This is a genomic window from Actinomadura geliboluensis (assembly GCF_005889745.1).
Lineage (GTDB): Bacteria > Actinomycetota > Actinomycetes > Streptosporangiales > Streptosporangiaceae > Spirillospora > Spirillospora geliboluensis.
This window is the reverse complement of sequence record NZ_VCKZ01000736.1, coordinates 1-1,330: the sequence shown is the minus strand read 5'-3', so window position 1 is coordinate 1,330 and position 1,330 is coordinate 1. Positions and strand designations below refer to the sequence as shown.

The following is a 1,330-nucleotide window of genomic DNA, read 5'->3' as shown; positions in this document are numbered from 1 at the left end:
GTGTTCCTGGGCCGGTCCCAAGGTGGGAGACCGGTCGCGGTCAAGGTGGTGCGCCCGGAGTTGGCCGACGACGCCGGGTTCCGGCGCCGGTTCACCAACGAGGTGGAGGCGGCCAGGCGAGTCGGCGGCTTCTACACCGCCCAGGTGGTCGACGCCGATACCGTGGCGCACCCCCCGTGGTTGGCCACGGCGTTCATCCCCGGCCTGTCGCTCGAACAGGCCGTCCGTGACCACGGGCCCTTGCCCGGCGATGCGCTCAGCGCCCTGGGAGCGGGACTTGCCGAGGGGCTGGCCGCGATTCACGACGCCGGTCTTGTGCACCGCGACCTCAAGCCCGGCAACATCATCCTCGCGGCGGACGGCCCCCGCGTCATCGACTTCGGCATCGCCCGTGCGCTGGACGACGCCCACACCTCGACCGTCGCGCTCGGGACTCCCGGGTACATGTCACCCGAACAGGCGCGCGGGTTGGAGGTCGGGCCGCCCAGCGACGTCTTCGCACTGGGAGCGGTGCTCACCTTCGCCGCGACCGAACGCGGCCCCTTCGGCACAGGGCCGGCCGGAACGATCGTCTACCGGATCGTCCATGAAGCCCCCGACCTGACCCGGCTCCCTTCTCACCTCGCGGGTCTGGTCGGCGACTGCCTGGCCAAAGACCCTGCGCTACGGCCGGGTCTCACCGAGATCCTGGACCGTATCGCGGACACCTCCAAAGCGACCCGGGTCATGCCGAGCGGCTTCCTGGCGGAGGCGGGGGACCCCGCTGCGCACAGTTCGGCTGATGGTCGGATCGAGGTGTTCATGCGTGGTGCGGACGATCACGTGTGGCATGTGTGGCAGGTCGTGCGGGATGGCGGCTGGTCTAATTGGGATGATATGAGCGGGTATCGCTTGCTTGCGAGTGATGGCCCGCTAGAGGTCGCAGGTGATCCGGCCGCGCATAATTCGGCTGATGGCCGGATCGAGGTATTTGTGCGTGGTGTGGACGGCCATCTGTGGCATGCGTGGCAGGTTGCTCGGGATGGCAATTGGTCCAACTGGGATGATATGAGCGGGTATCGCGCGCTTGCAAGCGATGGCCCGCTAGAGGTCGCGGGCGACCCGGTTGCGCACAGTTCGGCTGATGGCCGGATCGAGGTGTTCGTGCGCGGTACCGACAACCACCTGTGGCATGTATGGCAGATTGCTCGGGATGGTGACTGGTGGACCGCCCCGGCGATGTTGGAGGCTCAGATTGTTGGTTCTCAGCCGGTCTAGGTCGCTGTGCCACGTGACCGGTTGAACGCTTCCTCGTACTCGCGCGGGGGAATGTTCCCGCAGTAAGAATGTA

At 67.1% G+C, this 1,330-nt stretch carries 1 protein-coding gene; it reads left to right on the top strand.

What is annotated here, in order from left to right:
* A partial coding sequence (locus ETD96_RS43910) for a DUF8189 domain-containing protein (protein ID WP_138642370.1) occupies positions 1-1,257 on the top strand: 1,257 nt, incomplete at its 5' end.
* Between the last annotated feature and the right edge of the window lie 73 nt (positions 1,258-1,330).